Source organism: Kitasatospora sp. NPDC048662, assembly GCF_055587065.1.
Map to the genome: position 1 here is coordinate 186,013 of NZ_JBVJHA010000009.1, position 22,930 is coordinate 208,942.

Annotated in this window: 24 protein-coding genes; 12 read left to right on the forward strand and 12 right to left on the reverse strand. The window is 73.4% G+C overall.

The genetic code is table 11. From position 1 onward, the window contains the following. Nucleotides 1-114: 114 nt before the first annotated feature. The 3 genes from ACZ6R9_RS24195 to ACZ6R9_RS24205 form a co-directional block, all read right to left on the reverse strand. Nucleotides 115-936: a zf-HC2 domain-containing protein gene (locus ACZ6R9_RS24195; protein WP_465540286.1), complete on the reverse strand. Its 822-nt coding sequence runs from the start codon at nt 934-936 to the stop codon at nt 115-117. Next, a complete protein-coding gene (locus tag ACZ6R9_RS24200) occupies nt 933-1,493 on the reverse strand; it encodes an RNA polymerase sigma factor (protein ID WP_465540288.1) in 561 nt (186 codons plus the stop codon). The genes ACZ6R9_RS24195 and ACZ6R9_RS24200 overlap by 4 nt, the downstream gene beginning before the upstream one ends. A gap of 249 nt (nt 1,494-1,742) precedes the next feature. Further along, complete coding sequence (locus ACZ6R9_RS24205; RefSeq protein WP_380478646.1) at nt 1,743-3,413, reverse strand: FAD-dependent oxidoreductase; 1,671 nt, start codon at nt 3,411-3,413, stop codon at nt 1,743-1,745. A 218-nt stretch (nt 3,414-3,631) separates the two neighbouring features. Between ACZ6R9_RS24205 and ACZ6R9_RS24210 the strand changes: the two genes are divergently transcribed. The 10 genes from ACZ6R9_RS24210 to ACZ6R9_RS24255 are packed head-to-tail and all read left to right on the forward strand — an operon-like array spanning nt 3,632 to nt 12,403. Continuing rightward, a complete protein-coding gene (locus ACZ6R9_RS24210) occupies nt 3,632-4,777 on the forward strand; it encodes a SchA/CurD-like domain-containing protein (protein ID WP_465540290.1) in 1,146 nt (381 codons plus the stop codon). Nucleotides 4,778-4,819: 42 nt separating this feature from the next. Then, the gene (locus tag ACZ6R9_RS24215; protein ID WP_380478642.1) at nt 4,820-5,251 is read left to right on the forward strand and encodes a cupin domain-containing protein; all 432 of its coding nucleotides are present in this window, start codon (nt 4,820-4,822) and stop codon (nt 5,249-5,251) included. After that, entirely contained in the window at nt 5,248-6,513 is a 1,266-nt protein-coding gene (locus tag ACZ6R9_RS24220; RefSeq protein ID WP_380478641.1) for a beta-ketoacyl-[acyl-carrier-protein] synthase family protein, read from the forward strand. Before ACZ6R9_RS24215 ends, ACZ6R9_RS24220 begins: the two co-directional genes overlap by 4 nt. Beyond that, a complete protein-coding gene (locus ACZ6R9_RS24225; RefSeq protein ID WP_380478639.1) occupies nt 6,510-7,733 on the forward strand; it encodes a beta-ketoacyl synthase N-terminal-like domain-containing protein in 1,224 nt (407 codons plus the stop codon). Before ACZ6R9_RS24220 ends, ACZ6R9_RS24225 begins: the two co-directional genes overlap by 4 nt. A 26-nt stretch (nt 7,734-7,759) precedes the next feature. After that, nucleotides 7,760-8,014, forward strand: a complete 255-nt coding sequence (locus ACZ6R9_RS24230) for an acyl carrier protein (RefSeq protein WP_380478637.1) — start codon at nt 7,760-7,762, stop codon at nt 8,012-8,014. Between the two features lies 1 nt (nt 8,015). Beyond that, nucleotides 8,016-8,474 carry an SRPBCC family protein gene (locus ACZ6R9_RS24235; RefSeq protein ID WP_380478635.1) on the forward strand — a complete coding sequence of 153 codons (459 nt, stop codon included), beginning with the start codon at nt 8,016-8,018 and terminating at the stop codon, nt 8,472-8,474. 5 nt (nt 8,475-8,479) lie between these two features. Further along, complete coding sequence (locus tag ACZ6R9_RS24240) at nt 8,480-8,800, forward strand: TcmI family type II polyketide cyclase (RefSeq protein ID WP_380478633.1); 321 nt, start codon at nt 8,480-8,482, stop codon at nt 8,798-8,800. 35 nt (nt 8,801-8,835) lie between these two features. After that, nucleotides 8,836-10,518: an acetyl-CoA carboxylase, carboxyltransferase subunit beta gene (gene accD, locus ACZ6R9_RS24245; RefSeq protein WP_465540293.1), complete on the forward strand. Its 1,683-nt coding sequence runs from the start codon at nt 8,836-8,838 to the stop codon at nt 10,516-10,518. Next, nucleotides 10,515-11,024 carry an acetyl-CoA carboxylase biotin carboxyl carrier protein gene (locus ACZ6R9_RS24250; protein WP_465540295.1) on the forward strand — a complete coding sequence of 170 codons (510 nt, stop codon included), beginning with the start codon at nt 10,515-10,517 and terminating at the stop codon, nt 11,022-11,024. Before accD ends, ACZ6R9_RS24250 begins: the two co-directional genes overlap by 4 nt. 11 nt (nt 11,025-11,035) lie before the next feature. Next, on the forward strand, nt 11,036-12,403 hold the full coding sequence (locus ACZ6R9_RS24255) for an acetyl-CoA carboxylase biotin carboxylase subunit (RefSeq protein WP_380478627.1): 1,368 nt from the start codon (nt 11,036-11,038) through the stop codon (nt 12,401-12,403). 66 nt (nt 12,404-12,469) lie between these two features. On the opposite strand, the gene ACZ6R9_RS24260 is transcribed toward ACZ6R9_RS24255, so the two are convergent. Both ACZ6R9_RS24260 and ACZ6R9_RS24265 read right to left on the reverse strand, forming a co-directional pair. Continuing rightward, entirely contained in the window at nt 12,470-13,567 is a 1,098-nt protein-coding gene (locus ACZ6R9_RS24260) for a methyltransferase (RefSeq protein ID WP_380478625.1), read from the reverse strand. Nucleotides 13,568-13,613: 46 nt separating this feature from the next. Further along, nucleotides 13,614-14,810 (reverse strand): right-handed parallel beta-helix repeat-containing protein, encoded by a 1,197-nt coding sequence (locus tag ACZ6R9_RS24265; RefSeq protein ID WP_380478623.1) that lies wholly within the window; start codon nt 14,808-14,810, stop codon nt 13,614-13,616. Between the two features lie 229 nt (nt 14,811-15,039). Here ACZ6R9_RS24265 and ACZ6R9_RS24270 point away from each other — a divergent pair, with 229 nt between their 5' ends. Then, the gene (locus ACZ6R9_RS24270) at nt 15,040-15,324 is read left to right on the forward strand and encodes a hypothetical protein (RefSeq protein ID WP_465540298.1); all 285 of its coding nucleotides are present in this window, start codon (nt 15,040-15,042) and stop codon (nt 15,322-15,324) included. Between the two features lie 80 nt (nt 15,325-15,404). On the opposite strand, the gene ACZ6R9_RS24275 is transcribed toward ACZ6R9_RS24270, so the two are convergent. The 5 genes from ACZ6R9_RS24275 to ACZ6R9_RS24295 all read right to left on the reverse strand — a co-directional run bounded on the left by ACZ6R9_RS24275 (nt 15,405) and on the right by ACZ6R9_RS24295 (nt 20,391). Beyond that, entirely contained in the window at nt 15,405-16,109 is a 705-nt protein-coding gene (locus ACZ6R9_RS24275) for a hypothetical protein (protein WP_380478619.1), read from the reverse strand. 454 nt (nt 16,110-16,563) lie between these two features. Continuing rightward, complete coding sequence (locus ACZ6R9_RS24280) at nt 16,564-18,213, reverse strand: MFS transporter (protein WP_465540300.1); 1,650 nt, start codon at nt 18,211-18,213, stop codon at nt 16,564-16,566. Beyond that, entirely contained in the window at nt 18,210-18,764 is a 555-nt protein-coding gene (locus ACZ6R9_RS24285) for a TetR/AcrR family transcriptional regulator (RefSeq protein WP_380478615.1), read from the reverse strand. The genes ACZ6R9_RS24280 and ACZ6R9_RS24285 overlap by 4 nt, the downstream gene beginning before the upstream one ends. A gap of 242 nt (nt 18,765-19,006) precedes the next feature. Continuing rightward, nucleotides 19,007-19,402: a cell division protein SepF gene (locus tag ACZ6R9_RS24290; RefSeq protein WP_380478613.1), complete on the reverse strand. Its 396-nt coding sequence runs from the start codon at nt 19,400-19,402 to the stop codon at nt 19,007-19,009. A 452-nt stretch (nt 19,403-19,854) separates the two neighbouring features. Next, nucleotides 19,855-20,391 carry a DinB family protein gene (locus ACZ6R9_RS24295; RefSeq protein WP_380478611.1) on the reverse strand — a complete coding sequence of 179 codons (537 nt, stop codon included), beginning with the start codon at nt 20,389-20,391 and terminating at the stop codon, nt 19,855-19,857. Between the two features lie 221 nt (nt 20,392-20,612). Between ACZ6R9_RS24295 and ACZ6R9_RS24300 the strand changes: the two genes are divergently transcribed. Next, nucleotides 20,613-20,969 (forward strand): YrdB family protein, encoded by a 357-nt coding sequence (locus ACZ6R9_RS24300; protein ID WP_465540302.1) that lies wholly within the window; start codon nt 20,613-20,615, stop codon nt 20,967-20,969. Between the two features lie 126 nt (nt 20,970-21,095). Here the strand turns inward: ACZ6R9_RS24300 and ACZ6R9_RS24305 are convergent, their stop codons facing one another. Together ACZ6R9_RS24305 and ACZ6R9_RS24310 are read right to left on the reverse strand one after the other, a co-directional pair. Next, a complete protein-coding gene (locus ACZ6R9_RS24305) occupies nt 21,096-21,890 on the reverse strand; it encodes a TVP38/TMEM64 family protein (RefSeq protein WP_465540304.1) in 795 nt (264 codons plus the stop codon). A 130-nt stretch (nt 21,891-22,020) separates the two neighbouring features. Then, on the reverse strand, nt 22,021-22,923 hold the full coding sequence (locus ACZ6R9_RS24310) for a deoxyribonuclease IV (RefSeq protein ID WP_465540306.1): 903 nt from the start codon (nt 22,921-22,923) through the stop codon (nt 22,021-22,023). Nucleotides 22,924-22,930 lie beyond the last annotated feature (7 nt).

The window sequence follows — 22,930 nt, forward strand, 5'->3', positions numbered from 1 at the left end:
GCCGGGCAGCTGTTCGGGCCGCAGGTGCGAATGGCGGTCAGTGCGGTGGCGGTGTGGCGGGGGTCGTGCTGATGGTGCGTGGCATGGGGGGTGGGTCCTTCTGGCGGGGAGGGGTCAGGTGCGGGGTGTGGAGTAGGCGCGTCGGCGGGCGAGCACGGTGGTGGCGCCGAGGACGAGCAGCGCCGCCCAGTCGGGCAGGTGTTCGGGCCGCAGGACGAACGGCAGGCGGCCGGTGGCCCAGACGGGGGCCGCGACGGCGGCGGCCCAGACGGCGATCAGCGCGGCGGCGGCGCGGCCGACGCCGATGACGCTGCCGAGGGCGAGCGCGGTGGTGGTGAAGGCGAGCGAGGGCAGCAGCCACTGCGCGGCCGTCATCGCCCCGGTCAGTGGGCCCGCCGCCAGCAGTACCGGCACCACTGCGGCCAGCGCGGCGGCGGTGCGCCGCAGCAGCAGCGGGAGGCCGGAGCGCGGGGTGGCGGCGGTCAGTTCGTGTGCCGGGTCGAGGCCGGTCGCCCAGGTCGCGGCGGCCGCGCACAGCGGCAGCACGGGCGCCACCAGCAGCAGCGGCGACACCTGGCCGGACAGGTCCGGCGGCCCGGCGGCGTCCAGCACCAGCGCCAGCAGCATCACCGCGACGGCGGTCAGCAGCCAGAGCACCACGGCCGGCGCGGCCCAGACCGGCCGCCACCTGGCCAGGCGGCGGCGCACGGGCACCGGGCGGGCCGCGTCCAGTTGCGGCAGCAGCGCGGCGTGGACGGAGTCGACGAGCGCCGCGACGCCGGGCACCCGGGCGGGCACGGCGGCCGTCAACAGCCCCCGGCAGTGCGGGCAGTCCTCCAGGTGGGCCTCCAGGGCCCAGACGGTGTCCGCGGGCAGGTCGTCGCCGCCGCGCGCGTACGCGTCGATCAGCCCGGCCGATGCGTGTTCCGCTTTCATGCCAGTTCCTTCCGCATCGCGATCCGGGCCCGGCGGGCGCGGGTCTTGACCGTGCCTTCGGGCAGTCTGAGCAGGACGGCGGTCTCCCGGACGGAGAGCCCGTCGAGGACGGTGGCCTGCAGCACCGCGCGCAGTTCGGGGGCCAGGCGCCGCAGCGCGTCCCCCACGTCGCCGCCGACCGACGCGGCCAGCGCCTCGTCCTCGGCGGCCGGGGCGGTGGCCGTACCGGCCGCGGCGGCCGGCGGCTCGGCGTGGTGCGCGCGGCGGCGAAAGGCGTCGACCAGGCGGCGGGCCGCGATGGTCCACAGCCAGCCGACGGCGCTGCCGCCCACCGCGCTGCCGGCGAACGCGCCCGCCGCGCGCCAGACCGCGAGATAGGTCTCCTGCATGACCTCGGCGACGATCTGCTCGTCCGCGCACCGGCGGCGCAGGCGCACCGCCAGCCACGGGGCGGTGCGCCGGTACAGCTCGTCGAACGCCGCCCGGTCGCTCCTGGCGACCAGGCGGAGCAGACGTTCCTCGTCCAGCTCGTGCAGTGCTCTCCTGCGTGCTCTCACACCTGCCAGACGCGAGGGCTTGCGCCCGGGTTCTTGCCGCGGCGTGATCCCCGTCACATGACGTCGGGTCGGGTCGTGGGCGCGAAACGCCGGCGGGCGCGAAGCCGGGGGCGCGGGGAACTGCGCGGGAAGGGAGCGCAACGTCCGCAAGGTCGCGATCAAGTGCAGGTCACTGTCCTGCGTTGCGATCTCACGGTTGGGTGCGTTCCCCTTCGCGCAGTTCCCCGCGCCCCTGTTGCGCTCTCCCCCTCAGGCCAGCCCCGCGACCCCGCGGACGGCGACTCGCAGGGCCGCGGCCGGGTCGCCGACGGCGCCGGTGGCGCGCCAGCCGACGAAGCCGTCCGGGCGCACCAGCGCGGCGCCGCCCGGGTGCAGTCCGTACGCTTCGGGCCAGGTGGTGGGGGAGACCGGCCCGGTGGGGCGGGCGCCGGACGGGGGGTCGGCGGGCGGCTCGGGCACCAGGTCGCCGCCCTCGCCGACCAGCAGGCAGCGCACCGGCACCCCGGTCTGCTCGGCCACCTGTAGGGCGGCCGTCGGCCAGGCCCGGCCGCCCTGGACCGGGGCCAGCAGCAGCGGACCGCCGTCGAACAGGTCGAGGGTGGACAGCCGCTTGCCGGCGACGTCGCGCAGCCACAGGTGCGGGGCGCGGGTGCCGGGTTCGCCGGTGGCGGCGAAGCGCTCGGGGACGACACCCGCCGTGGCGTCCGCGCCGACCAGCGCACCCTCGGGGTAGCGGTAACCGAGCGCCACCGCAAGGACGTTGGTGCGGGGCCCGCCGGTGGGGGCGGCGTCGAAACCGGGGTGCTGGTGTTCCACCGAGCGGGCCGCCGCCCGGGCCGCGGTCTGCACGGCGACCGGGCGGCGCTCGCTCTCGTAGGAGTCCAGCAGCCGCGGCCCGCCCCAGCCGGCCAGGACGGCGGCGAGCTTCCAGGCCAGGTTGTGGGCGTCCTGGATCCCGGTGTTGGAGCCGAACGCGCCGGTCGGCGGCATCTCGTGCGCGGCGTCCCCGACCAGGAACACCCGCCCGGCGCCGTACCGGTCGGCGACCCGCTCGGCGGCGTGCCACGGGGCCCGGCCGGTGATTTCCACCTCCAGGTCGGGCACCCCGGCGGCGGCCCGGATGTGCGCGACGCAGCGGGCGTCCGTGAAGTCCTCGACGCTCTCGCCGCGTTCGGGGTGCCAGGGCAGGTGGAACACCCACTGCTCGCGGTTGTCGACGGGCAGCAGCGCGCCCGCCCCCGCCGGGTCGGTCAGGTAGCAGGCGATGAACCGCCGGTCCCCGACCACGTCCGCCAGCCGCTTGGCCCGGAAGGTGACGCTGATGTTGTGGAACAGGTCGCCGCGCCCGGACTGCCCGATGCCCAGGCATTCCCGGACGGGGCTGCGCGGCCCGTCCGCGGCGATCAGATAGTCGGCCCGCACCTCGCGCTTCTCACCGGTGGCACGGTCCAGCAGCAGCCCCGTCACCCCGTCGGCGTCCTGCTCGAAGGAGACCAGCTCGGTGTTGAAACGGACGTCGCCACGTGCGGCGGCGTGCCGCCGCAGCACCGGCTCCAGGTCGTTCTGGCTGCACAGGCACCAGGAGGACGGGCTGAACCTGGCCAGGCCCCCGCCGGGGTCGATCTCCCGGAACAGCCACTCCTGCTCGCCGCCGGACAGCGTCTCGGCCTGCAGGATGCCGTGGTTGTCGGCCAGCACCGACGCGGCCGCCCGGATGTCCGCCTCCACCCCGGCGGCCCGGAACAGCTCCATGGTCCGCAGGTTGTTGCCGCGCCCGCGCGGATGCCGGGAGGTCTCCGCGTGCCGCTCCACCAGCAGATGCGGCACGCCGAGCCGGCCGAGGAAGAGGGACGCCGACAGCCCCACCAGGGAACCGCCCGCGACCAGGACCGGCACCCGGTCCGCCATCTGTGTGTTCATCAGCTCTGCTCCATCCGTGCAGGGCGCTGGATGCGCCAGACCCGACATCCATCCCCCACCACCGACGGCCACGCAGGGTGCTTCGCCCGGATGGCCGCGAACTCTCGCGCCACCCCCGTACCCCCGTGACGATCGAGTGCGAACCACGCCCCGCCCGCCGACCCGCACGGCACCGGCCGGCCGAGGGCCCATGTGAACAAACGACAGGATCCGCCGCCATGACCCTGCTCTCCACAACCGAGGAGACCGCCACCACCGGCCGGCCCGCCACGGGCCGGCTTCGCGTCGTCCTGATGCTCGACGTCCACGACGGCGCCCAGGACCACTTCCTGAACGTCTACGAACTGCTGCGCCACCAGGTGGCCGCCGTCCCCGGCCACATCAGTGACCAGCTCTGCCAGTCCATCGACGACCCGTCCCGCTGGCTGATCACCAGCGAATGGGAGAGCGCCCCACCGTTCCTCGCCTGGGTCGACAGCCCCGCCCACCGCGAGATGGTCAAGCCGCTGCACGGCTGCGTCCGCGACACCCGCTCGCTGCGCTACACCGTGCTGCGCGAAACCCAGGGCGAGCACACCATCGACAGCCTCGCCGCCCCGCTGGGCCCCGGCGAGCACCACCCGGGCGTGCCCGCCACGCCCCGGCCCGGGCCCGACGGCGTGGTGCGGCACGCGCTCAGCTTCACCGTGCGGCCCGGCACCGAGGCCAAGGCCGCCGAACTGCTGGCCGGCTACCGCTCCCCGCAGGCCCGGGTCGACGACACCACCCGGCTGCTGCGCACCTCGCTGTTCATGCGCGGCAACCGGATCGTGCGCTGCGTCGAAGTCGCCGGCGACCTGGTCGCCGCGCTGCGGCACGTCGCCCAGCAACCCGAGGTGCGGGCCGTCGAAGAAGCCATCAACCCGTACCTGGAGGAGAAGCGCGACCTGAACGACCCGCTGGCCGCCCGGGACTTCTTCCTGCGCGCCGCGCTGCCCGCCGTCCACCACCACGCCGCGCTGAAGGCCGGCCCGGTGCAGCGGCACGCCTACCTGTACCCGGTCCGCCCCGGCTGCGGCGCCGCGCTCGCCGAACTGCTGGCCGGCGAGGACCAGCACGCCGCCGCCGACCCCGGCTCGCCGCTGGTGCGCGCCACCGTCCACTGCCGCGAGGACCTGGTGGTCCGCCTGGTGGACCTGCTCACCGACCCCGCGAGCGACCCCGCCACCGCCCTCGGCGTGGCCGGCCCGCGCGCCGCCGCGGTGCTCGGCAAGCTCGCCGACATCCCCGCCGAACACCCCGTGCCCAGCGCCGACGGCCTGCGTCACCTGCTCGCCGAATGCACCATGACCCCGGTCACCGACCGCCGCTCCGCCGACGTCTGACCACCCGCCCCCGCACATCCCACGCCCGGAAGGAAGTCCACCGTGACCACCGAGATGCCACGAGTCGTCCACGTCGACGACGCGCCCCCGAACCGCAAGCGCGGCGGCGACCTGCGGGCCATGCTCACCCCGACGGCGGTCGGCGCGACCAGCGGCTTCATGGGGGTGGCGATCGTCGAACCGGGGGAGCGGATCGGCGAGCACTACCATCCGTACTCCGAGGAGTTCGTGTTCGTGATGTCCGGCGAACTCGAGGTCGACCTCGACGGCAAGACCCAGCCGCTGCGGCCCAACCAGGGCCTGATGATTCCGATCGGGATGAAGCACCGGTTCCGCAACGTCGGCGCCGGCCAGGCCCGGATGGTCTTCCACCTGGGGCCGCTCGCGCCCCGCCCCGAACTCGGCCACGTCGACACCGAGGAGGAGAGCACCTCCGAAGCCGGCCCGCCGGAACCGGCAGGGGCAGCCTCGTGAACCGCCGGGTCGCGGTGACCGGGATCGGCGTGGTCGCACCCGGCGGCATCGGCGTCCCGCAGTTCTGGGCGCTGCTCACCGCCGGCCGCACCGCCACCCGCGGCATCACGCTGTTCGACCCCGACGGCTTCCGCTCCCGGATCGCCGCCGAGTGCGACTTCGACCCCGCCGCGCACGGCCTGACCGCCGACCAGATCGCCCGCAACGACCGCTACGTGCAGTTCGCGCTGGTCGCCGCCGCCGAGGCGCTCGCCGACGCCGGACTCGAACCCGAACGCGAGGACCCCTGGCGCATCGGTGTCTCGCTCGGCACCGCGGTCGGCGGCACCACCCGGCTGGAAGCCGACTACGTGCTGGTCAGCGGCCGCGGCGAGCACTGGGACGTCGATCACCGGCCCGCCCGGCCGCACCTGGAGCGGGCCTTCACCCCGGCCACGCTGGCCTCCGCGGTCGCCGAACGGATCGGCGCGCACGGCCCCGTGCAGACCGTCTCCACCGGCTGCACCTCCGGCCTCGACGCCGTCGGCTACGCCGCCCTCAGCATCGAGGAGGGCCGCGCCGACGTGATCGTCGCCGGGGCCTGCGACTCGCCGATCTCACCGATCACCGTCGCCTGCTTCGACGCCATCAAGGCCACCTCGGCCCGCAACGACGACCCCGAACACGCCTCCCGCCCGTTCGACGCGAGCCGCGACGGCTTCGTGCTCGGTGAGGGCGGCGCCGTCATCGTGCTGGAGGAATGGGAGCACGCCAAGCGGCGCGGCGCCCGGATCTACGCCGAACTCGGCGGCTTCGCCACCTTCGGCAACGCCTACCACATGACCGGCCTCACCCAGGAAGGCGTGGAGATGTCCGAAGCCATCGACCGCGCCCTCGCCCACGCGCGACTGCCCGGCGATGCCATCGACTACGTCAACGCGCACGGCTCCGGCACCAAGCAGAACGACCGGCACGAGACCGCCGCCGTCAAGCGCTCCCTCGGCGCGCACGCCCGGCGCACCCCGATGAGCTCCATCAAGTCGATGGTCGGGCACTCGCTCGGCGCGATCGGCGCCATCGAACTGGTCGCCTGCACCCTCGCCCTGCACCACGGCGTGGTCCCGCCGACCGCCAACTACACCGAACGCGACCCCGAGTGCGACCTCGACTACGTCCCCCGCACCGCCCGCGAACTGCCGCTGCGCCACGTGCTGTCGGTGGGCAGCGGCTTCGGCGGCTTCCAGTCCGCGGTGGTGCTGAGCAGAGTGGAGACGGCGGCATGAACCCGACCCGCAGCGCGGTGATCACCGGAGTCGGCGTGGTCTCCCCGCACGGCATCGGCGCCGACGACTACTGGAAGGCCCTCGGCGAGGGCCGCTCCGCCCTCGCGCTCATCGACCGCGAGGGCTGCGAGCGGCTCCCGCTGCGGGTCGCCGGCCTGGTGCGCGGCTTCGACGCCGAAGAGTACGTCGAGCCGCGCTACCTGGTGCAGACCGACCGGTTCACCCACTTCGCGATGGCCGCCGCCGAACTCGCCATGGCCGACGCCGACCTGACACCGCAGCCGGACGACCCGTTCCAGGTCGCCGTGGTCACCGCGGCCGGCTCCGGCGGCGGCGAGTTCGGCCAGCGCGAACTCCAGCACCTGTGGGCCGAAGGACCCCACCACGTCGGCCCCTACCAGTCGATCGCCTGGTTCTACGCCGCCTCCACCGGCCAGATCTCCATCCGCGGCGGCTTCAAGGGCCCGTGCGGCGTGGTCGCCTCCGACGAGGCCGGCGGCCTCGACGCCCTCGCGCACGCCGCCCGCGCCGTCGGCCGCGGCACCGACACCGTCCTGGCCGGTGCCGCCGAAGCCCCCATCGCCCCGTACTCGATGGTCTGCCAACTCGGCTACCCCGGACTGTCCACCACCGACGACCCCGACCGCGCCTACCGGCCGTTCGGCTCCGACGCGGACGGCTTCGTCCCCGCCGAGGGCGGCGCCATGTTCGTGGTCGAGGACGCCGACACCGCCCGCCGGCGCGGCGCCCGCACCCGGGCCCGGATCGCCGGACACACCGCCACCTTCACCGGCGCCGCCCGCTGGGCCGAAAGCCGCGAAGGACTCGCCCACGCCGTCCGCGGCGCCCTCGCCGAGGCACACTGCGCGCCCGACGAGATCGACGTGGTCTTCGCCGACGCCCTCGGCATCCCCGAGGCCGACCGCGCCGAAGCCCTCGCCCTGGCCGACGCGCTCGGCGAACACGCCGAGCGCGTCCCCGTCACCGCCCCCAAGGCCGGCTTCGGCCGCGCCCACTGCGGCGCCCCCGCGCTCGACGTGGCCGCCGCCGTGCTCGCCCTCGAACAGGGCCTGATCCCGCCCACCCCGCACACCGCGGACTGCCCGTACGGCCTCGACCTGGTCATCGGCCACCCGCGGCCCGCCGAACTGCGCACCGCCCTGGTGCTCAGCCGCGGCCAGATGGGCTCCAACACCGCCCTGGTGCTGCGCCGGGCCTGACCCCACCCCACCGCTAGGAGCAACAGATGGCATCCGAGATCACCTACGAGGAACTCGCCACCCTGATCAAGGCCCGGGCCGGCGTCCAGGTCACCGTCGACGAACTGGCCGACCCGGGCTGCATGTTCCTCGACCTCGGCGTCGACTCGCTGGGGGTGCTCGGCGTCCTCGCCGACCTGGAGAACCGCTACAGCGTCTCCATCGACTCCTCCGAACTGCTCGGCCGCCCCGTCGCCGAGTTCCTGCAGACCGTCAACTCCACCGTGAAAGCTGGTGCCTGAGATGCCCGGACACACCGACAACACCATCCTCATCAACGCCCCCGTCGACCTGGTCTGGGACATGACCAACGACCTGGAGCAGTGGCCCCAGCTGTTCAGCGAGTACGCCTCCGTCGAGGTCCTCGACCGGCAGGGCCCGCTGGTGAAGTTCCGGCTCACCATGCACCCCGACGAGAACGGCCAGGTGTGGAGCTGGGTCTCCGAACGCGAGACCGACCGCGACGCGCTCACCGTCCGCGCCCGCCGCGTCGAACCCGGCCCGTTCGAATTCATGGAGATCCGCTGGGAGTACGAGGACCTCCCGCAAGGCACCCGGATGCGCTGGATCCAGGACTTCGCGATGAAGCCCACCGCCCCCGTCGACGACCTCCAGATGACCGACATGATCAACCAGAACTCCAAGGTCCAGATGGAACTGATCCGCGCCAAGGTCGAACACCGCGCCGGCGCGGCCCGGTGACCGGCATGCACCGCGCCCTGATCGTCGCCCGGATGAAACCCGGCACCGCCGACCACATCGCCGGCGTCTTCGCCGACTCCGACCGCGGCCCGCTGCCCGGACTGATCGGCGTCCACGGCCGCAGCCTGTTCCAGTACGGCGACATCTACCTCCACCTGATCGAGTCCGAGCGCCCCGCCGGACCCGAGGTCGCCAAGTACACCGACCACCCCGAATTCCGCGACATCAGCGAACGGCTCGCCGTCTACGTCGACGCCTACGACCCGTCGACCTGGCGCAGCCCCAAGGACGCCATGGCCCACGAGTTCTACCGCTGGGACCGCTGAACCATCCTGCGCTGTACACGGAAGGGAGAGCCGCCGTGGCCGAACAGAGCGAACCGGCGGACTGGGTGCGCTGCGAAGGCTGCGCCGGCCTGGTCTACGGCAGACGCTACGCACGCACCCTGCAGGTGTGCCCCGACTGCGGGCACCACGGACGGCTCACCGCCCCGCAGCGGCTCGCCCAACTCCTCGACCCGGGCACCGCCGAACCCCTCGGACCGGTGCCCGCCCTGCACGACCCGCTCGGCTTCGTCGACAGCCGCCCCTACCAGGACCGCCTCGACGAGGCCCGCGACCGCACCGGCCTCCACGAGGCCGTGCTGGTCGCCGCCGGACAGATCGAGGGCCAACCCTGCGTCGCCGCCGTCATGGACTTCCGCTTCCTCGGCGGCAGCCTCGGCTGCGCCGTCGGCGCCCTCATCACCCAGGCCGCCACCCTCGCGCTGGAGCGCCGCGCCCCACTCGTCCTGGTCACCGCCAGCGGCGGCGCCCGGATGCAGGAAGGCGTGCTGTCGCTGATGCAGATGGCCAAGACCGCGCAGGCCATGGCCGAACTCGACGAAGCCGGCATCCTCACCGTCTCGGTGATCACCGACCCCACCTACGGCGGCGTCGCCGCCTCCTTCGCCACCCTCGCCGACGTCATCCTCGCCGAACCCGGCGCCCGAATGGGCTTCGCCGGACCCCGCGTCATCGAACAGACCACCGGCGAAAAACTCCCCGACGGCTTCCAGACCGCCGAGTTCCTGCTCGCCCACGGCATGGTCGACGACGTCGTGCCCCGGATCGGCCTGCGCCCCGTCCTCGGCCGACTGCTCGGCCTGCGGCCCGCCGAGGCGCCCCGGCCCCCCGGTGACCCCACCGCCATCCTGCGCGCCGCCGACGAACTCACCGACCGCGACCCCTGGCAGAACGTCCGCCTCGCCCGGCACCCCGAACGGCCCAGCACCCTCGACTACATCCGCCGCCTGGTCGACGACTTCCAGGAACTCCACGGCGACCGGCTCACCGAGGACTGCCCCGCCATCGTCGCCGGCACCGGACGCCTGGCCGGCACCCCCGTCGTCCTGATCGGCCACCACAAGGGCGGAACCGACCTGGGCGAACGCCGACGCCGCCGGTTCGGCATGGCCCAGCCCTCCGGCTACCGCAAGGCCAACCGGCTGATGCGCCTCGCCGCGAAACTCGGCCTGCCCGTGGTCACCATGATCGACACCCCCGGCGCCAACCCCGGACCCGAGGCCGAGACCGGCGGACAGGCCGCCGCCATCGCCGAGAACCTGCGCCTGATGGCCCGCCTGCCCGTCCCCGTCGTCGCCGTCCTGATCGGCGAGGGCGGCAGCGGCGGCGCCCTCGCGCTCGCCGTCGCCGACCGCGTCCTGGTCAGCGCCAACGGCATCTACTCGGTGATCAGCCCCGAAGGCTGCGCCGCCATCCTGTGGAAGGACCCGCAGGCCGCACCCACCGCCGCCGCCTCGCTGCGCCTGCACCCCGGCGACCTGCTCAGCCTCGGCGTCGTCGACGGCATCGTCCCCGAACCGCCCGAAGGAGCCCACCAGGACCACGCCGCCGCGGCCGACCTGCTGGAAGCCGCCGTCACCGAGGCCCTGCGCGAACTGATCCCCTGGGACCCGGACCGGCTGCGCGCCGCCCGCCGGGCCCGCTTCCACCGCTACGGCGCCGACACCGGCCCCGACGCGGCAGATTGGAGCCAGCCATGACCGTCGAGGTGAAACACCAGCCGTCCCACGGACGGATCGCCCTCACCGGTGACGGATCCGGCGGCCCCGACCGGGTCGCGGACCTCGCCGACCTGTGCCGCAGCGTCGCCGAACTCGCCCGCACCAGCACCCGCCCGCCCCGCCGGATCAGGCTCGAACACCTCGGCACCGCCGTCGAGGTCGAATGGGACGAGACCGCCGCGCCGGACCGCAGCAGCCCCCACCCAGCACCCGAGACAGGGCCCGAGGCGGAGCCCGGAGCCGCCGGCCACCACGTGTGCGCCCCGATGATCGGCACCTTCTACCACGCGCCCGAACCGGGCGCGCCGCCGTTCGTCGCCGTCGGCGACACCGTCACCGTCGGCCAGCCCATCGGCATCCTCGAAGTGATGAAGATGATGAGCCCCGTCGAAGCCGACATCGCCGGCCGGGTGGCGGAGATCCTCGTCGCCGACGGCACCGCCGTGGAGTTCCAGCAGCGCCTGATCGCCGTCGAACCCGCGTAAGGGGCCCGCGCATGTTCACCACCGTGCTGATCGCCAACCGCGGCGAGATCGCCCTGCGGATCGCCCGCACCTGCCGGGAGATGGGCATCCGCACCGTCGCCGTCCACTCCACCGCCGACCGCGACTCGGCGGTGGTCCGCTTCGCCGACCGGGCCGTCCACCTCGGACCCGCCGCCGCCAGAGCCAGCTACCTGCACATCCCGTCCATCGTCGAAGCCGCCCGGCTCACCGGCGCCCAGGCCGTCCACCCCGGCTACGGATTCCTCTCCGAGGACCCCGACTTCGCCGAGATCTGCGAAGCCAACGGCCTCACCTTCATCGGCCCGCCCCCGCACGTGATCGAACAACTCGGCGACAAATCCGCCGCCCGCCGGCTGATGGCCGAAGCCGGACTGCCCGTCCTCCCCGGCTCCACCGGCGCCGTTCGCAGCCCCGCCGAAGCCCGCGAGACCGCCGCCCGCACCGGCTACCCCGTCATCCTCAAAGCCGTCGCCGGCGGCGGCGGACGCGGCATGGCCGTGGTCCGCGACGGCGCCGACCTGCCCACCGCCTTCCAGGAAACCCGCGCCCACGCCCGCGCCGTCTTCGGCGACGAACGGCTCTACCTCGAACGCTACGTGGACGGCGCCCGGCACATCGAGGTCCAGGTGCTCTGCGACCGCCACGGCAACGCCGTCCACCTCGCCGAACGCGACTGCTCCGTGCAACGCCGCCACCAGAAACTCATCGAGGAATCCCCCGCACCCAACCTGTCCGACCCGCTGCGCCACGAGATCTGCGCCGCCGCCGTCCGCGGCGCCCTCGCCGTCGGCTACGTCGGCGCCGCCACCTTCGAATTCGTGCTCGCCCCCGACGGCACCTTCTACCTGATGGAGGTCAACTGCCGCCTCCAGGTCGAACACCCCGTCACCGAGATGGTCACCGGCATCGACCTGGTCCGCGAACAGCTCACCATCGCCGCCGGCGAGCCCCTGACACTCCGCCAGGACGCCGTCCGCCCGCGCGGCGCCGCCGTCGAGGCCCGGGTCAACGCCGAGGACCCCGAACGCGGCTTCCTGCCCACCCCCGGGCTGCTCACCGAATTCGTCCCGCCCGGCGGCCCGTTCGTCCGGGTCGACACCCACGCCTACCCCGGCTGGCCGATCGGCCCCGACTACGACTCCCTGCTCGCCAAGACCATCGCCTGGGCGCCCGACCGCGAACAGGCCGTCGCCCGCCTCGACCGCGCCCTCGCCGAGTTCCGCATCGACGGCCCCGGCGTCCGCACCACCACCGACTACCTGCGCCGCACCCTCGCCGACCCGCGCTTCCGGGCCGGCCGGCACACCACCGCGCTGGTCGCCGAAATGGCCGCGGAAGCGGCGGCCGCTGTTTCGTAGCCGAGGTCACCCAGAAGCCGTCCGGACCACTGTGGTCCGGACGGCTTCTCAGTGGGTGGGCGGGGGTCAGGGCACCGTGCAGGTGAACGCGTGCAGGTACGCGTTCACCGGGGCGACGGCCTTCAGCAGCAGGCCGGACTCCTCGATCAGCGCGGTCAGGCTGCCCAGGGTGTGCTTGGCCCCACCGACATTGAGCAACAGCAGCAGGTCCATCGCGGTGGTGAACCGCATCGACGGGGAGTCGTCGACCAGGTTCTCCACGATCACCACCCGGGCACCCGGGCGGGCCACCTGACGCAGGTTGCGCAGCGTGCGGCGAGTGGATTCGTCGTCCCACTCCAGGATGTTCTTCACCAGGTACAGATCGGCCTGCACCGGGATCGCCACCCGGCAGTCGCCCGGCACCAGACGCGCCCGGTCGGCCAGCGGGCCACCGGGCAGCAGCCGCGGATCGGCGTGCTCGACCACCTTCGGCAGATCCAACAGTGTGCCGTGCAGGCCCGGCAGACGCTCCATCAGGGCCGCCAGCACGTGGCCCTGGCCGCCGCCGATGTCGGCGGCCGAGGCGATGCCCGTCAGATCCAGGAAGTCCGCCAGGTCCTGCGCGGACTGGCGGCTGGACTGCGTCATCGCCCGGTTGAACAGCGCCGCCGACTCCGGCGCGTCGTCGTGCAGGTACTGGAAGAACTCCTTGCCGAACGCGTCGGCGAACACGCTGCGCCCGGTGCGCACCGCGTCGTCCAGCCGGGACCAGGACTGCCAGGTCCACGGCTCGGTGCACCACAGCGCGATGTCGCGCAGGCTGCCCGGCTCGTCGGAGCGCAGCAGGCGCGACAGCGGGGTGTGGCAGTAGCGGCCGTCACCGGCGGGGGCGAACACCTCGTAGCTGGCCAGGGCCCGCAACAGGCGCTCCAGCGGGCCGGCTTCGACGCCCAGCCGCACCGCCAACTCCTCGGCGGTGGCGGGCTGATCGTCCAAGGCGTCGGCCAGCTTCAGACTGGCGGCGGCGCGCACCGCACCCGCGCAGGCGGCGCCGAAGACCAGCTCGCGCAACAGCATCGCGGGCGGCACACCGGGAGGCGTCGTGGTGGCGGGGGTGGTGGCGGGGCCGGTCGTCGCGGGGGAGGAGGACGGCGGGACCGGTCGGGTCGGGGCGGAGGTCATGGGCGTGGCGGCCTTTCGTCGGGGCTGGAGGGCTCGGTAAGGCCGGTCAGCAGTGGCCGGCGGGCTGGGAGGTGTGGCAGATGTTGTTCGTGAAGGACTCCCCGTTGCCCTGATCGCGGTCGGCGAGATCGGCGGGCACGTTGTCGTTCAGCGTGTTGTCGGTGACGACGGCACGGGCGTTCGGCGCGCCCACCACGCTCGGGTACAGCACGATGCCGCCCGACATCGGAGAGGCGCCGGAGTGGTCGACGACCAGGTTGTCGGTGACCGCGACGTCCTCGGTGCCGGTCAGCAGGATGCCGGTCCCCTGGACCGAGTCCAGACGCGGATTGGGCTCGCAGTAACGGTTGTTGGCGCGCACCACATTGCCGGCGACGGTCAGCGCACCGGCCCGCGGCACCCCGTCGTCGCCGACCACGAAGATGCCGCCGCAGTTGCCGGACACCAGGTTGGCCGTCGCCGTCAGGTCGCGCACCCGGCGCAGCTGCAGGCCGATCCGGTTGCCGCTCAGCCGGTTCGCCGCCACCTGGGTGCCGCGGGTCTCCAGCGCGCCGCCCTTGCGGTCGAACCAGTTGGCGATGAAGATCCCCGCCTGGCCGTTGTCCCGGGCCTCGTTGTCGAGCACCATGGTGCGGGTCGACATCTCCACGCTGATGCCCTGCAGGCCGTTGTCGTGGGACGTCACCTCGCGGACGGTCAGCCTGTCGGTGACGGCGGCGGCGATCCCGTTCTTCGCGAACCCCGCCACCGCCAGTGACTCCACCACCGCGCCCGACACCGGCCGCACCGGCGCCCCCCGGTCGTCCGCCACACCCGTCACGCACAGCCCGTTGCCGGCCGCGGCGCAGGCGCTGTGGTCCGCCGGATCGGGCACCAGCACGGTGCGGCCGCCGCCCTGTCCGCGCAGCGTCACCCCGTCCGTGGTGAGGGTGACACTGCCCGGGTAGCTGCCCGCGGCCAGCTCCACCACATCACCCGGGCGGGCCGCGTCGACGGCGGCCTGCACCGAGGCACCGGGCGGCAGGTGAAACACGTTCGGGCTTGCTGCGAGGGCGGCCGGGAAGGCCGGCAGCGGGAGCGGGACGGCGAGATGGCCCGGCACGGCGAAGACCGAGTGCGCCAGGGCGACGGAGGTGGTGGGCGCCGGACTGACGGCCAGCAGGGCGGGCACGGTGGCGGCGGAGACGAGCAGTACGGCGGCGAGGCGGGTGCGCGGGCGCGCCGGATCGAAAAGAGAAGTCATCAGGAGAAGCCGGTTTCCAGAGGGTTGCGGTCGCGGACGGCGTTGGCGCGCGCCCGCCGCCTCGAAGCTAAGGTCGCGTCCCGTCCACGGCCAGCCGGGTTCGGTCGCACGAGTTGCCCACGCCCGCCGACCGGGTGGCCGGAAGGACGGCACCACCCGTACACCCGATCGGGGGGCACTACGGCCGGGTACCGGGCCCCCCTCGACCGGCCGGAACCACTATGGACCCATGACCCTGCACAGAGGACGAATCACCGAACACACCGACCCCGCCCCCGACGACCTGCGCCCCACCGGCGCCGGCCGGACCGAACTGTTCCCCGCCGAACCGCACTCCGCCGACCACTACCGCACCGAGCGGCAACGCAGCGAGGAGTACCGGCTCGACGAGGAACTCGCCGCCCGGCAGAGTGCCACCGTCGGCCCCGAGACCGAAGCGGAGACCCCGAGCTGGCCGGACACCGAGGACCCCGCCTGGGACTACGACGACGTCATCTTTCGGTCGGTCAACTGAGTGCCCCTCGACGCACTGTGCCCGCCGCTCGACCGTGATCGAGCGGCGGGCACAGTGCGTCGAGGGGCACTCAGCGGGATTCAGTAGCGCTGGGCCTTCACCACCACCGGGCTCAGCGTGGTGCCCGCACCCTTGGTGGAGAACGCCACCGGGTTCGCGGTCGCACCCGGCGCGAGGTTCTCCACACCCACCACCGAGGAGTCCACGCTCTGCCCGTTGCTGTCGGTGAAGTCCACCTGGATCGCGTACGAGCGGGTCTCCTGGGTGCTGTTGGTGACCGTCACCTTCGCCGCCGTCAGATCGCCGGTGACCTGGGTCGGAATCCCGGTCAGCGTCACATCGCCCAGCGCGTTGCCCGAGCCCGAGACGGTCGACAACACCTGGGTCGCCTTCGCCCGGCCCGCCGCCAGTTGCGCGTTGGCCGACGCCTCGAACTCCGCCGCCCGCTGCGAGGCCGACGCCTGCGCCGCCGACACCGAGGCCAGCGCCGAGGAGTGCAGCGAGCCGAGCGGGGACGGCGGCTCGCCCGAGAACCGCTCCGTCCCCACCGTGAACGTCGACATCGCCGCCTGCACCGGGTCCTCGCCCGAGCTGCCGCCACAGGACGCCATCACCGCGATCCCGGCCGCGCCCGCGCCCAGCGCGAGCACCAGCCGCGCGCCGCGCAGGGCCCGCCCCCGTCCGGGCTGCTCCGGCCGGACCGGCGGGCCGACCCGGCCCTGGCGCACCAGCGGCTGGCGGGGCGTTGGCCCTTGGCCGGAACTGTTCTGGTCCGCGTCTCGCATCGCGCTGCACCCTTTCGCTCAGAACCGCGCCGGCCACTTCGCGCCGCGGTCGATCCGGCGAGCCGTCGGCCCGCGCCCGGACATGCGGAACCAGCGCTCCGCTCTCCGTCCCCATCGTCGGAGCCCGGCAACCCCCCAGGCCAGCGGCGCTGCGCCATTGGGGGGAGCCCGACGGTCCGTCAGATCGGCGGCCGGGATGGGGAGATACTGGTGGCTGGTGGCTGGCGGCTGGTGGGCGAATGAGCGCGGTGGGGAGGCCGGCGGCGGTGGGGGAGCAGCGGATCGTACGGCGCGTGCCGAGTTGGAGCGCGTTGGTCGGGGTGGATCTGGAGCCGGCCCGCCTGGCTGAACGGGCGGCGCGTCCATGACGTCTCACCGGCCATGCGCCGGTGCCCCCTGCGGGAGCAGCCTTGACGGGTGTTGTTGACGCGGCGTGTTGACGCGTCGGCCCGTCTCAGTGGTGGGCCGGCTCGTGGTGGGTCGGCTCGTGGGGGGTCGAGGAGGCTTCGGCCGGAGTGGGGTGGGTGCGGGTGCGGGTGCGGGGGCGGAGGAGGTGGCGGGCGAGGGCGGCGGCGGCCAGGAGCAGGACGGCCGAGACCCACGCGGCGATGTTGATGCCATGGACGAACGCGTTGTTGGCGCTGGTCAGCAGCGGGCCCGCGAGGTCGCCCGGCAGCGTCGAGGCCGCCTCCACCGCACCACCGAGCGACTGGCCGGCCTGGTCGGCCACAGCCGGGTCCGTGTGCGCCGGGACGGTGAGCGACCCCGCGTACAGCGCCGTCACGATCGAGCCGACCAGGGCGATGCCGAGCGCCGCGCCCAGTTCGTACGCCGTCTCCGACACCGCCGAGGCGGCGCCCGCCTTGTCGGCCGGGGCGGCACCCAGCACCAGGTCCGAGGAGAGGGTGTACACCACCCCCTCGGCGGTACCCAGCGCCAGGAAGGACGAGCCGAGCAGCAGATACGTGCTGTCGACCCGGACCATGCCCAGCACCGCTATGCCCAGCCCCATCACCAGCAGGCTGACCGTCAGCACCCGACGCGCACCCGCGCGCCGCGCCAGCCGGGCCGTCAGCAGACCGCCCACCACCGAGCCGACGAAGGCCGGCATTTCGGCGACACCCGCCGAGAGCGGCGAGTACCCGCGCACCAACTGGAGGTACTGCGACATGAAGAAGATCACACCGGACAGCCCGATCAGGCTGATCAGCGAGGACACCACCGCCGCCGTGAACCGCGGGGCACGGAACAGCCGCACCTCCAGCAGCGGGGTCTCCAGGCGGAGCTGACGCCGTACGAACAGCGCCAGTGCCGCCGCACCGAGCACGAAGGCCGCCGGGGTGGTCCAGGTGGACAGGCCGTGCGCGGCGAACTCCTTGATCCCGTACACCGCGCCGATCACACCCGCCATCGACAGCAGCACGCTCAGCATGTCCCAGCGGCCCGGGCGCGGATCGCGGGACTCCGGCAGCAACCAGGCGCCGAACACCAGCAGCAGCACCATCACCGGCAGGTTCAGCAGGAACACCGACCCCCACCAGAAGTGCTCCAGCAGCACCCCGCCCACCAGCGGCCCCAGCGCCGCACCCGCCGTCGCGCCCGCACCCCAGATGCCGATCGCGGTCGCCCGCTCCCGGGCGTCCGGGAACAGCGAGCGGATCAGCGACAGCGTGGACGGCATGATCGTCGCCCCCGCCACGCCGAGCAGCGCCCGGGCCAGGATCAGCCAGCCCGGCCCCGGCGCGTACGCCGCCAGCAGCGAGGCCAGGCCGAACGCGGCCGACCCGACGAGCAGCACCCGCTTGCGGCCCAGCCGGTCGCTGAGCGCGCCCATCGACACCAGCAGGCCGGCCAGCACGAACGAGTAGATGTCACCGATCCACAGCAACTGGGTGCCGGACGGGCGGAGGGTCTCGGTGATCGACGGGATGGCGAGGGAGAGCACCGTCGCGTCCACCGCCACCAGGGTGACGGCGAGCACGAGGACGCCGAGACCGGCCCAGCGGTGGCCGCCCGACCTGCCGGATTGGGCGGGCCGGCCGTGGACGGGCCGGTCGTGGGCGGGCTGGGCCTTTACGGGCTGGGCGGCTATGGGGGAACTCATGGGGTATCAGGTCTCTGTAGAGCGCCGCCGAGGAACAGCTCGGCGAGCGAGAATGCGCTTTCGCGAGGGGCGAGCCGGCCTTCCTGGACGGCCCAGCCGATGCCGGCCACCAGATCGAAGAACGCCTCGCTGAGCCAGCCGGCCGAGAGTTCGATCCGGAACGTTCCTTCCCGCTGCCCGCGCAGGAACAGCGCGCGGACCCGGGCGTCCTGGAGCTCCCAGAGGTCGTTGATCCCGGGATCGTCGTACAGCTGGTTCTCGCCGGCCAGGAAGGCGCACAGCGCGGCATCCGGCACCACCGCATCCACCAGCCGACGCAGCGCCGCCTCGGCGCTTCCCTCCTCCACCCGTGCGGTGTCCAGCGCGGCGGAGAACCGGCGCAGGCCGAGGGCGCCCACCTCGCGGATCAGGGCCTCCCGGCCCGGGAAGATCCGGTGCAGGGTGGCGCGGCTGATGCCGGCGGCGCGGGCGATCTCGTCGAGATGGGCCGTCGGGCGGCGGGAGAGGACGCCGACGGCGGCCTCGAGGACGGAGTCGCGGTCGGTTGCCATGAGAGCAGCATAGCGCAGATGAGACATTGGTGTCTCACTTTGGAGTCGCGGGTCTCGGGTGCGGAGTGCAGGGAGCGCGGGTGGGGGTGCGGGTGGGGGCGCGGGTGGGGGTGCGGGTGGGGCTGGGGCGTACGCGAAAGACCCCGCGCGGGGCGCGGGGTCTTCGAGGGGTGTGCTGTGGGGCTGTGCCGCTGGGCGTGGGCCGCTGGGCGTGGGCCGGGCGGGATGCCGGCCCGGCGATGTCAGCTCTGGTTGTAGAAGCCGGATTCGTCGAGCGGGCGGTCGATGACCATCACCTCGACGTCCGCCGGCGTGAGCAGGAACACCCGGCGGGCGATCCGCTCGATGCCGCCGCGGGTGCCGAAGATCAGGCCGGAGGCGAAGTCGACCATCCGCTTGGCCTCGGCATCGTCCATCTCGGTGAGGTCCATGACCACCGGTGTGGCGGCGCGGATGTGCTCGCCGACGGTGCGGGCGGCCTCGAACCCGGTGGGCCGGAGCGAGACGATCTTGGACGGCCCGATCTGCCCGCCCGGCAGCGTTTCCTCGCCGTCCCACGATTCCTCGTACATCGCGGCCGGGTAGCTGCCGGAGGGCATCAGCCACCCGTTGTGGTGCTCGTCGCGAAGTGCTCCCATTAGCCGCGCCTCCCTGTCTCGTTCCGTACTCGTCCCCCGGGGGATGACGAGTCGTTTTGACACGTCATCCACTTGTTGGAACTGTCCGAGTATCGCACTGATCACCGCAGAAGTGCCCGCACGCGCCCACCCGACGGGTTGTGGCGTGGGCGAATATCCGTGCTTACCCGGATATTCGTAACGACGCCAACGGCCGGTGAACGGTTGCGCCCGACGACACTATCGGTGGCAGCCGGAGGACAGTTGACTGAGTGTCAACGATCGTGTAACAGCGCCACTCAATGGGGTTCACTTCGGCTGCGGATTCTCGGTTCTGTCCCCGTGTGTCGTGTCTGCCGTGTGTGTCGCATGTGTCGCAAGTGTCGCGGCTTCGGGTGTGTGCCGTGGTTTCGGTGCGGCTGAGTCGGGTCGGCGGATGGCCCGGGCTCGGTGGGTCGGCGGGGCTTGTGCGGTCACTCGCCGGTCGCGCCGTCGATCCGCTCGCGGATCAGGTCGGCGTGACCGTTGTGCCGGGCGTACTCCTCGACCAGGTGGACAAGAATCCAACGGAGCGTCACCACGTTGCCACGCCAGGGACGCTTGGCCACCGTGTCCAACGGAACGCCCTCGACCGCGGTGCGGGCGTAGGCGATGTCCTCCTGCCAGGCGGCGGTGTCGGCCACCGGATCCGCGGTGTCGACCAGGTCGAAGTCGCCGTCCGGGAACTCCTCCGACCAGTAGCGGCTGGTCGGCCCGAGATCCTCACCGTTCAGGTACAGCCGGAACCAGTGGCGTTCCACCTCCGCCATGTGCCGGACCAGCCCCAGCAAGGACATCGACGACGGCGGACAGGACCGTTTGCGGAGCTGGTCCGGTGTCAGTCCCTCGCACTTGAGGGCGAGCGTGGCGCGGTGGAAGTCCAGCCAGGAGGTGAGCATGGTCACCTCGTCGGAGGCGAAGGCCGGGTCGGTGCGGGTGGTGGTAGGGGCGGCGCTGCTGTTGTTCGTCATGCCGTCATGGTGGGGGCGGGGCGGCGATGGGGGCGAGCCGTTTTCCGGTGGTGGGCGGGGCGGTTCTGGGTGGTGGCGGGCGGTGCTGGGGCGTGGCGGGCGGTGGTGTGTGGGTGTGGTGGTGGCGGGCGGTGCTGGGTCGGTGTGGTGGTGGCGGGCGGTGCGATGATCGGATCTTCATTGCTGATTGACTCGGGTGGGGTGTCAGGGTGCGCAAGGTGATGACGGGGGTCCAGCTGACGTTGCGTCTGCTGCTGGAGCTGGCCTCACTGGTCGCGTTGGCGGTGGGTGGCTACGGCCTGTGGAGCGGTGGCCCTGTGGTGGTGCGGGTGCTGATCGCGCTGGCCCTGCCGGTGGTTGCGGCCGTGCTGTGGGGACGCTACGCGGCGCCGCGACGGCCCGTACGTGACTCGGTGGCCGCCTGGTACGGCGTGCAACTGCTGATCTGGGGCGGCTCGGTCGCCCTGCTGGCCGTCACCGGCCACGCGGGTTGGGCGCTGTGGCTCGGTGCGCTGATGGTCGTCAATACGGTGTGGCTGCGGTTGGTCGGCGAATGGTCGCCGGAGATCGAGCGGTAGGCAGGGCGGCCGGCGCCGCACTCGTTCTCCGGTGCGGCGTCGAGATGTCGACGGGTGAACAGGCGCTGGTGCGATTCGGGGCGGCTTTGGACCGTGGTGTCGGCGTTGGCGCGCGGTGCCGGGCGGTCAGGTGGCGCGGCGGGGGCGGGCCCGCCAGAGCGAGACGGCGCTGAACACGCACATCGCCGCGATCACCGACGCCGAGATCAGGAACGCCGGGGACCCGGGAGAGCTGGCGCTGGCCCCCGCGATGACGTACGCGGCCGTGGTCGGGACCACGCCGAGCACCGTTGCCGCCAGGTACGGCCAGAATCGGACCCCCGAGAACGCGCACGCGAAGTTGCCGGCCTGGAACGGCGCCCCTGGGAACAGCCGCACCAACAGCACGCTGCGGAAGCCCTGTTCGGACAGCCTGCGGTCGATCTCGGTCAGCACCTTTCCACGTACCAGTGGCCGCAGCGCCTCCCGGCCGAGTGACCGGCCGAGCGCGAACGCCGCGATCGCGCCGATCGCCGACCCGGCGACCGCCAGCGGTACGCCCCACAGCGACCCGAACAGCAACCCCATCCCCGCGTTCAGCGCCGGGCGAGGCAGGAACGCCACCGTGCCGAAGGCGTAGGCCGCCAACGCGATCGGCATTCGCCACGGACCGGTCGCCGCCGCGAGTACCGCCGTCGGATCCCAGAGCAGCAGCGAGGCCGCCGCAGCGGCGAGGACGGCCACGAGCAGGCCGAGGCGCAGCAGCGCGTGGCGGTGCGGGCGCGGGTGCGGTGCTGGCACGTCCGGTGCGTGGGCGTGGGCGCGGGAGTGGGCGTCCGGGATGGCGCCGGCACCGGCGCTCGCGGTGGTGCTGGTGGTGCCGGCGTCGGCGTCGGCGGGGAGTGGCGCGGTGGGGCCGGATGTCGGCTGCAGGGCGGGCACCCGGGGAGCTTAACCGGCGCTGTGGCCGGCGTTCGGCGAGGGGCTGCGGGTGTGCGGTTTGCGGTGCGCGGTGCTTCGGGGCGGGCGGTGCTGCCGGCGTGGTCGGTGGCGGGACCCGGCGGGTGCGGGTTCAGACGGCCGGGAGGCGTAGCTGCTTCAGCAGGGCGATGTCGGCGGCGTGCCGGACACCTTCGACGCGCTCGGGGTCGTGGCGGCCGTCCGGGGTCTCGATGATCAGCGGGACGCCTGCGGTGGCCGGGTGCGCCAGCAGAGCCCGGAACGCGGGGGCGCCGATGTGACCGGCACCGATGTTCTCGTGGCGGTCCTTGCGGGCACCGGCCACATCCTGCGAGTCGTTGGCGTGGATCAGCCGGAGCCGGTCCAGGCCGACGGCCTGATGCAGGGCGTCGAAGAGCTCGTCGACCCCACCCGGGGCGGCCAGGTCGTGACCGGCGGCGAAGGCGTGGCAGGTGTCCAGGCAGACGCCGACCAGCGGGTGGTGGTCGAGCGCGTCCAGGTAGGCGGCGAGGTCCTCCATCCGGGCACACAGCGAGCTGCCCTGGCCGGCCGTCGGCTCCAGCAGCAGCCAAGGGGCTTCGTCCCCGTACCGGTCGAGGCCGTCCAGGATCGGCAGGAGCTGCGAGCGAACCTGGGCCAACGCCTCCTCCCGGGTGCCGCACAGTGCCGAACCCGTGTGAACCACCGCGCCGAGCGCGCCGATCGCCGCCGAGCGGTGCAGCGAGTGCGTCAGCGACTCGGCCGAACGTTCGCGGGTCGCCGCCGAACCGGAGCCGAAGTTGATCAGGTAGGGCGCGTGGACATACGCCGGGATGCCCTGCTCCGCGCAGGCCGTCCGGAACGCCAGGTCGTGCGCGGGATTCCCGGCCGGAGTGGCCCACCCGCGCGGGTTGGCGACGAACACCTGCACCGCCTCCGCGCCGACCTTGGCGGCGTAGGCCAGCCCCGTCCCCGCCAGACCCTTTCCGGCAACGGGAACATGGGCGCCGATCGGGTTTCGCGGGCCGGAATGCATGACCATG